The sequence below is a fragment of the Vulcanococcus sp. DEBay_Sum22DG08_74 genome, from assembly GCF_017852955.1.
Taxonomy (GTDB): Bacteria; Cyanobacteriota; Cyanobacteriia; order PCC-6307; family Cyanobiaceae; genus Vulcanococcus.
In genome coordinates this window covers 1-7768 of the sequence record NZ_JAFMKL010000080.1, presented here as the reverse complement: position 1 = coordinate 7768, position 7768 = coordinate 1, and the positions used below count along the sequence as shown (strand labels likewise).

The 7768-nt window shown below is 69.7% G+C and carries 5 protein-coding genes and 1 pseudogene; 5 read left to right on the top strand and 1 reads right to left on the bottom strand.

What is annotated here, in order from left to right; translation table 11 throughout:
• Positions 1–90: pseudogene (locus QZ184_RS08670) on the top strand (pyridoxine 5'-phosphate synthase); the annotation flags it as partial.
• Positions 87–407: an MgPME-cyclase complex family protein gene (locus QZ184_RS08665; protein WP_010317828.1), complete on the top strand. Its 321-nt coding sequence runs from the start codon at positions 87–89 to the stop codon at positions 405–407. The pseudogene QZ184_RS08670 and the gene QZ184_RS08665, both read left to right, overlap by 4 nt.
• 2 nt (positions 408–409) lie before the next feature.
• Here QZ184_RS08665 and QZ184_RS08660 read toward each other — a convergent pair whose 3' ends face one another.
• Positions 410–769 (bottom strand): hypothetical protein, encoded by a 360-nt coding sequence (locus QZ184_RS08660; protein ID WP_247479025.1) that lies wholly within the window; start codon positions 767–769, stop codon positions 410–412.
• 104 nt (positions 770–873) lie between these two features.
• Here QZ184_RS08660 and QZ184_RS08655 point away from each other — a divergent pair, with 104 nt between their 5' ends.
• The 3 genes from QZ184_RS08655 to QZ184_RS08645 form a co-directional block, all read left to right on the top strand.
• A complete protein-coding gene (locus QZ184_RS08655; protein ID WP_296419109.1) occupies positions 874–1512 on the top strand; it encodes a metallophosphoesterase in 639 nt (212 codons plus the stop codon).
• Between the two features lie 3 nt (positions 1513–1515).
• Positions 1516–4767, top strand: coding sequence for an exodeoxyribonuclease V subunit gamma (locus tag QZ184_RS08650; RefSeq protein ID WP_296419107.1), 3252 nt, complete (start codon positions 1516–1518; stop codon positions 4765–4767).
• On the top strand, positions 4764–7768 hold a 3005-nt coding region (locus QZ184_RS08645), incomplete at its 3' end, for a UvrD-helicase domain-containing protein (protein ID WP_296419105.1). The genes QZ184_RS08650 and QZ184_RS08645, both read left to right, overlap by 4 nt.

Genomic DNA, 7768 nt, shown 5'->3' with positions numbered 1-7768 from the left:
GCGGTGGGCCTGGAGGAGGCCGTGCGGCAGATGAAGGCTTTGGTCCAGAATCCCCGCCGGGAACCCCTCTTCGGCAGCACCAGTTCATGACCCAGTACCACTTCGTGGCCGCCAGTGAGGCCTTCCTCACCGTGGAGGAGCCCCTCGATGAGGTGCTGCGCGAGCGTGTCCGTAATTACGGCGAGCAGGGCAAAGCCATCGACTTCTGGCTGGTGAAGCGCCCCGCCTTCCTCCAGGCCCCCGAGCTCAAGGCCATTGCCGAGCAGGTCCCCCAGCCCGCCGCCGCGGTGGTCTCCACCGATCCGAAGTTCATCGACTTCATGAAGCTGCGTCTGGAGTTCGTGGCCAAGGGCAGCTTTGAGGCGCCCTCCAGCTCCATCCCCGACGCCCTGGCCAGCGCCGCCTGAGCTCAGAAGAGACCGAGGAATTTCTTGCGGGGCTCATCCCCATCGGATCGGCCCTGCGCTCCGTCCTGCTGGTAGCGGGGCTTGGCATCACCAATGGTGAGCACCGCTTCTTTGTTCTTCCACCAGATCCAGTCGCGGATCGGCGGGGTGCGGGTGAGTTCCGCCTGGGTCAGCCCCAGACCCAACTTGGAGGAGGCGTTGAGGAGCACCTCCACCATCTCGTCGCCGTTGGCGCACTTGGCTAGGGCCTCATTGGTGCGCTTCGCCCCATCGAGGGCTTTCACCAGAATCTCCACCCGCCGACCCACCGAGAGGCTGCGCGGATCAACCGGCTTGGGGCTCTCCGGGGTCTGGCTGTCCATCCAGAGGGGCGTGGTTAAGGGGACGTTATCCCGTTTTCAACCTCTGCGAGGGGATGCGCAAAAGGGGCTGACAGATCGTCAAGGCTCCAGCCAAAGTGGGAGATATGACGACCGTCAGTCGCAAAGCCCGCCACTGGGTCATCGGTGATGTGCATGGCTGCTCGGGGTCCCTCGAGAGCCTGCTGGCGCAACTCCCGACGGGAGACCGTCTGATTTTTTGCGGCGACGCCATCAACCGCGGCCCCGACACCCCCGCGACGATGGATCGCATCTGGGGGCTAGTGGAGAGCGGCCGCGCCATCTGGCTGCGGGGCAACCACGAGCAGGATCTGATCGAGGCCCTGCGCAGCGATGAAGGGGCCAACAAACAGGCCGGCGCCGAGACCCGCCGTCAACTCGGCAGCGACGGTTGCGCCCTTTGGCTCAAACGCCTGGAGCAGTTGCCCTTGGCCTACTGGGGCGAAGGTTGGGTGGCCACCCATGCCGGCTTCAACCCCAGCACCTGGCAACCGGACCTACGGGTGCGCATGGGGTTTTGGGAGCAGTACGACGGACGCTTTGGCGATGTGGTGATCGGCCACACCCCCGGCCCGAACGTCCGCCGCCTGCCCAACATCGTCATGGTCGACACCGGCGCCTGCTACGGCGGCGACCTCAGCGCCTACTGCCCCGAGAGCCGCGAGGTGGTGTCAGTTCCGGGTCTTACCCATAGCCTGCAGTCGCCCAGCCTGAGCCCCGTCTGAGCCTTGCTCACGGTCTACCGCAGCAATCGCGCTGAGCTGCTGGCTCGCGTCCTGGCCACCAACCTGCAATTGCATCCGCCGGGGCTGCTCGAGGAGGCCCAGGTGGTGGTGAACACCTGGCCCACCAGCCGCTGGCTGGGGGAGCAACTGGCCCTGGCCAACCCCGCCGGCATCGCAGCGAACCTGCGCTTCCCCTTCCCCAGCAGCCTGCTGCGGCAATTGGTCAACCAATGGCTGGGGGACGCCCCACCGCAAAGCGGCCCCGATCCCTGGCGCGCCCAGAACCTGGTCTGGCCGTTGCTGGAGTTGCTGCCGGAGCTATTGCAAAGCCCAACGGCTCAGCCCCTGCGCCAATGGCTGGCCGTTCGCTCCTCCGGACTGGACCGACTCGATCAGGCCCTCTGGCAATTGGCCCGAGCGATTGCCGATGCCATCGACGACTACGGCCTCTATCGCCCGGCGATGCTCGAGGCCTGGCTGAGCGAGCAACCCCAGACGCTGCCGGAGGGGTTGCAGTGGCAGCCGGAGTTGCTGCGCCGTTTGGTCGAACGCCTGGGCTGCCTGCCCTTTGGCGTGCGGGCACGGCAGCTGATTCGCCGGCTCGAGGCCGGCTGGAGACCGGAGCTGACCAGCGCGCAACCGCTGCGGCTCTTCGGCTTAAGCAGCCTGGCCCCGGTGCAGGTGGAACTGCTGCAGGCCCTCTCGGCGGTGCGCCAGGTGGAGCTCTACATGCTCACCCCCTGCCGCGATCTCTGGCAGCGCAGCGGCCCGGCGGCCCTCAGTGATCCCCTGGCGGCGGACTGGTTGCTGAGCGTGCCGAGCCTGGAGGCCCGCTTTGGCCGGCTTGGGGCGGAATTTCAGCAGTTGCTCGAGGGAACCGGCGAGAGCCAACTGGGCCAATGGCAGGAGGGGGATCTGTTCTTTGCCCCCGCCACCGTCGCCCGACACGAGCAGCGGGAACCGTCCCTCCTGGAGCAACTGCAAGAGCAGCTGGTCTGCGGCGAACCGGAGGCCGATCAACCCCTGCATCGGGACCCGCAGGATCGCTCCCTGGAATTCCACGCCTGCCCGGGCCGGCTGCGCCAACTCCAGGTGGTGCGCGATCAGATCCTGCAGCTGCTGGCGGCGGACCCCAGCCTCGAGCCGCGGGACATCCTGGTGATGACGCCCCAGGTGGAGGCCTTCGCCCCGCTGGTACCGGCGGTCTTCGGTGATGCCGAGGCCACCGGGGTGCGCCTGCCTTGGCGTCTGACGGACCGCAGCCAACAGAGCGAGGCGGGGATTGCCCAAGGACTGCTCACCCTGCTGCAACTCGGCGGCGAACGCCTGACGGCCAGCGCCCTGGAGAACGTGCTCTGCTGCGGGCCCCTGTTGGCGGCCCAACAGCTCGAAGCCGGCGACGCCGGCGAGCTCACGGCCCTGCTGCAGCGGGCGGGGTTCCGCTGGGGACTGGATGGGCGAGACCGGGGCGGGGACCCCAGCCACAGCCTGGGTTGGGCGATCGATCGACTCGTGCTGGGCCTGGTGCTCCCGGATCTCCCGGGCCTCGCCCTCGGGGACACCGCACCGATGGCCCTGGGCGGCAGCCTCGAGCAGCAGGGCCGCTGGATTGGCCTGTTGCGGCAACTGCTCAGCAGCCTGCGCTGGTTCGCCCAGGCGCGGCGGGTGCCGGAGTGGGTGGAGGGCCTGCGGGAGCAGCTGCCCCTGCTCTTTGGCGATGGGGGGAGCTGGGCTTGGGAGCTGCAGACGATCCATGCGGCCCTGGCGGATTGGCAGGCGGTGGCCGGGGAGAGCCCCCTGGAGCTCGCCGCTCCGGTGGTGGCCGATGTCCTGGCGGAGCGCCTGAGCGAGGGCAGCGGCCGCTTTGGGCACCGCTCTGGGGCCCTGACCATCAGCGCCCTGGAGCCGATGCGCGCGATTCCGCACCGGGTGGTGGTGCTGATGGGGCTGGATGCCGGGGCCTTCCCCCGCCAGCGCCAACGGCCCGGCTTCCATCTGATGGAGCACCGCCGCGAGCTGGGCGATCCCAACAGCGGCGACCAGGACCGCTACGTCCTGCTGGAGGCCCTGCTCTCAGCGCGCCAGCACCTGCTGCTCAGTTGGAGCTGCCGCGATGAGCGCACCGGAGAAACCCTGGAAGCCTCCACACCGGTGCGGCAGTGGTTGGAGTTGCTGGGCCAACAGCTCGGCAGCAGCGCCGTTCCCCTGCGGGAGCACGCCGCCAATGCCCTGGAGCGCAGCAACTTCCTCGCCATGGCTCCCTGGCCGGCGGCGAGTTGCGACCAACGCCTCCTGCAGGTGCGCCAACAGCTCGAGCAGGGCGAGCTCCACTGCCAGCAGGGGCTGGCCTTCAGCACCCCGCCACCGGCGCCGCCGCTCCCCCAGACCACTCCGGCCGAGGCCTGGAGCGATCTACAGCGCTGGATCCAGGCCCCCCAGGGCCTCTGGCTGGAGCAACTGGGCATTCGCCCGAAGGAATTCGATCAGCCGGTGCTCGATCTCGAAGCCCTGCAACTGGGGGAGCGGGAGCGCGCCAGCCTGCTGCGCCGCGAATGGGACGAGGAGCCCGGGGCTGCGAGCCCCGATTGGCGCGAACGGGAACGGGGCCGGGGCCTGCTGCCCCCCCTGGCCGCCGGAGCCCTGGAGGTGGAGCAGTTGGAGCAGCGCTGGCAGAGCCTGAGCAGCTGCCTGGAGCTGCTGGGGGAACCCGAGCAGCAGCCTGCGCAGTGGCAGGGCTATGCCGCGGAGTTGAACCGCCGCGGCGGCCAGCTGGTGCTGGTTCACACCGCCAAACCCCGCACCCCCCAACGCCTGCAGCTCTGGCTGGAGTGCCTGCTGGCGGCGGCCGCAGGCCTGAACCTGCAGGGGGCCTCCTTGGTGGGCCGCGACCGCCATCGTTTCCGTGTCCTGGAGCGCTTTGAGGCCCCCGCCCCCGAGCAGGCCAGCGCCCTGCTGGAGCAACTGCAGAGCTGGCGCGAGGCGCACCGTCAGAACTGCTGGGCGCTGCCGCCGGAAACCGGCTGGGCCTACGCCAGCGCCGAGAGCAGCAAACCCGGCCAGGGGCGCGGTTGGGCCAAAGCCAAGGAGATCTGGGAAGGGGGCTATCAACTGCGGGCCGAGCGGGACGATCCGGTGCAGCGGGTCTGCTTTGGCTCGGACCTGCCCCTGGGGGACCTGCTCACAGCGGAGCTGCAGACCCTGGCCCTGACGCTGCATGGGCCGCTGCTGGAGCGCCGCCAGGAGGTCAAGCCATGACCCTGGCCGCCTTTGACGCCAACGGCTTCAGCCTGGCGCCGGGGATCCGGCTGCTGGAGGCCAGCGCCGGCACCGGCAAAACCTTTGCCCTGGCTCACCTGGTACTGCGGCTGCTCAGCGAGGGACGGCGCCCCCTCGAAGTGGAGGAGTTGCTGGTAGTCACCTTCACCGATGCCGCCGCGGCGGAACTGCGGGACCGCATTGCCCGCCGCCTGCAGGAGGCCCTGGTCCTGCTCGATCACGCCAACCCCGAGGCCGACGAACCGCTGCAGCAGTGGCGCTCAGCCCTACAGGCCGATCAGGTCATGGCGATCAAGGGCCGCTTGCTCTTGGCCCTGGAGCGGCTGGATCGCGCCGACATCACCACCATCCACGGCTTCTGCCGCCGCACCCTGCAGCGCCACGCCCTCGAGGCCGGCCTCGGCCCGGAGGTCGCCCTGGAGAGCCAGGGGCGCGAGCGGAGACAACAGCTGGTCCATGACTACTGGCAGCAGCAGGTGCTTCCCCTGCCGCCCCATCTGCTGGCGGGCCTGCAGAGCCAACAGGTCAACCCTGAGCAGCTGGTGAACCTGCTGGGCAGCCTCGATGGCGACCCGGCCCTGCAGCTCGCCCCCCTGCCCGAGGGTTGGAGCACGGACCTGACCCTGGCGGAGCAACTCGCTCCCCATTGGAGCCGCGTTTGGCAGCAGTTCCAGGCGGAGTGGGAGGCCCGCAGCGAGGACCTCGAGGAGGAGTTCGCCGCGGCCGCCGTGGAACTCAAGAGCCTGGGGGTCAAGTACGCCCCCTACCGGCTCAAGGCCAAACCCGACCGCCTGAACCGCGTTCAGACCTGGCTCTCCCAACTGGAGGCACCAGCCGGCTACGACGCCCTGCTTCAGCAGGAGGAGCTCAAGAAGTACTTCCACCCCGGCCCCTTCACCAAGGCGGCGGCCCCGGCCCACGGCGATCAGGTCTCCTTGCCCCAGGCCCCCCTGCTCCAGGCCATCGCCGCGGTGGTGGAGGGGCCCGCCGAGCTGGCCCTGCTGCACTTCTGCCACTGGGGGCGCGCCGAGCTGCAACGCCGCCGGGAGCGCAGCGGTGAGATCAGCTTCGGTCAACTGCTCGAGCAACTTGATCCGGGCCCGGAGCCCCGCGAGTCCTCGCCCCTGCTGCAGGCCGTCTCCCGCCGCTACCGGGCCGCCCTGATCGATGAGTTTCAAGACACCGACCCGATCCAGTGGCGGATCCTCAAGCGGGCCTTTGCCCAGGAGCCCAGCCGGCACCTGCTGGTGATGGTGGGCGATCCCAAGCAGGCGATCTACCGCTTCCGCGGCGGAGAGCTGCAGACCTACCGCCAGGCGGCCGCCGAGGCCGATGGCCGCTTTGGCCTGTTCGAGAACCGCCGCTCGAGCGCAGCACTGGTGGCGGGCCTGAACGCCCTGATGCAACCCGGGTTAATCCAGAGCGCACTGGAGGTGCCCCAGGTGCTGGCCAAGGCCAACAAGGGACAGCTGGAATGCCCCGGCAACCCAGCGCCGCTGCAGCTGCTGGAGCTGGATCCAAGCCAGGGGCTCGAGGCCCAGGTGGCCGGCCTCTGCCAGGACCTGCTGAGCCAAGGGCTCCTGCTCAACGGCCGGCCGATCGACCCGGGCGACCTCTGTCTGCTGGTCAGCCGCCACGAGCAGGCTGAGGCCCTGCGGGCCGCCCTGGAGCGCCGGCAGATCCCAAGCCGTCTGGTCAGCCGCGGCGATGTCTTTGAAAGCCTCGGGGCCAGTGCCCTGCAGCGTTTCCTCGATGCCCTGGCCCAACCCGGCCAACTGGGGCGCTTGAAATTGCTGGCGGCCTCGGCCCTGCTGGGCTGGTCCGCCGCCGAGATCGAGGCCAGCAGCTCCGCCCAGTGGGATCAGCTCGCGGCCGAATTGAGCACCCTGGCGGAACGTCTACCCAAACTCGGCTTAACCGCGGCCTTGGCTCACCTCCAGGGAACCGAGGGCCTGGCACGACTCTCTCTCCGGGGCCGGGCCCTGGCGGATGTGCAGCAGGCCGCCGAGCTGGTGCAGGAGCAGATGCACCGCCAGGGCCTGGGGGCCCAGGCGGCCGCGGACTGGCTCAGGCGGCTGCGCCTCGAGGAAAACCGGGACACCCCCGAGGCCCATCTCTGCCGCAGCGATGCCGCCGAAGCCGCCATCGCCGTGGTGACCGTGCACCGCAGCAAGGGATTGGAGTACCCCCTGGTGATCTGCCCCTACCTCTGGAAGGGCAGCAGCAAAGCCAGCAAGCGCCTGGGCCGGCGCTGGAGCTCCGGCGGGCAACCCCAACTGGACCTGCACCTCAATCCCCACTGGGGCGTGGGCCGGCTCGCCGCCCAACAGGACCAGCAGGCACAGATCGCTGAGGCGGAACGGCTGGCCTATGTCGCCTGCACCCGCGCCCAACACCTGCTGGTACTGGGCTGGCCCGGAGCGGATCAGGCCGACCCCGGCAACCCCCTGGGCAGCTGGTTAGACGAGCGCGAGACGGAGCTACCGCTGGAGCGGATCCAGGCGTCTGCAGAGATCCACCGGCCCTGGCGGCCGGAGCCCGCCGAGGGAGTGCTGAGCCTTGGACCCCGTCCCAAGCGCTCCCTCGACAGCAGTTGGGGCAGGGCCAGCTACTCCGCCTGGGCCCACTCCCAGGTGAGCCTGCCGCCGGAGCAGCAGGAGGAGGGCCGTGACACCGATGCCTTGGGCGATGGCTTTGCGCAAGCCCTGCTGGAGGAGGGCAACGCAGCCCAGCCGACGACGTCCTGGCCCGAGCTGGGCCCCCTCGCCCATTTCCCCCGGGGTTCGGGTCCTGGCGATGCCCTGCACCGCATCCTCGAGCGCCTCGACTACGGCGCCGTGGCCCGCGGGGAACGGCAGGAGGCCGATGCGGTGATCGAGCAGGAACTGCAGCGGGCCGGCCTGGGGGGCCCGTCGTGCGAAGGCCTCTTCGAAGGGCTGCAGCAACTGATGCTCACTCCCCTGGGTGGCCCCCTGGGCGC

Bases quoted from the DNA above. Each gene is read 5' to 3' on its own strand.
- QZ184_RS08665 (WP_010317828.1), top strand. From the start codon at position 87: ATGACCCAGTACCACTTCGTGGCCGCCAGTGAGGCCTTCCTCACCGTG.
- QZ184_RS08660 (WP_247479025.1), bottom strand. From the start codon at position 769: ATGGACAGCCAGACCCCGGAGAGCCCCAAGCCGGTTGATCCGCGCAGC.
- QZ184_RS08655 (WP_296419109.1), top strand. From the start codon at position 874: ATGACGACCGTCAGTCGCAAAGCCCGCCACTGGGTCATCGGTGATGTG.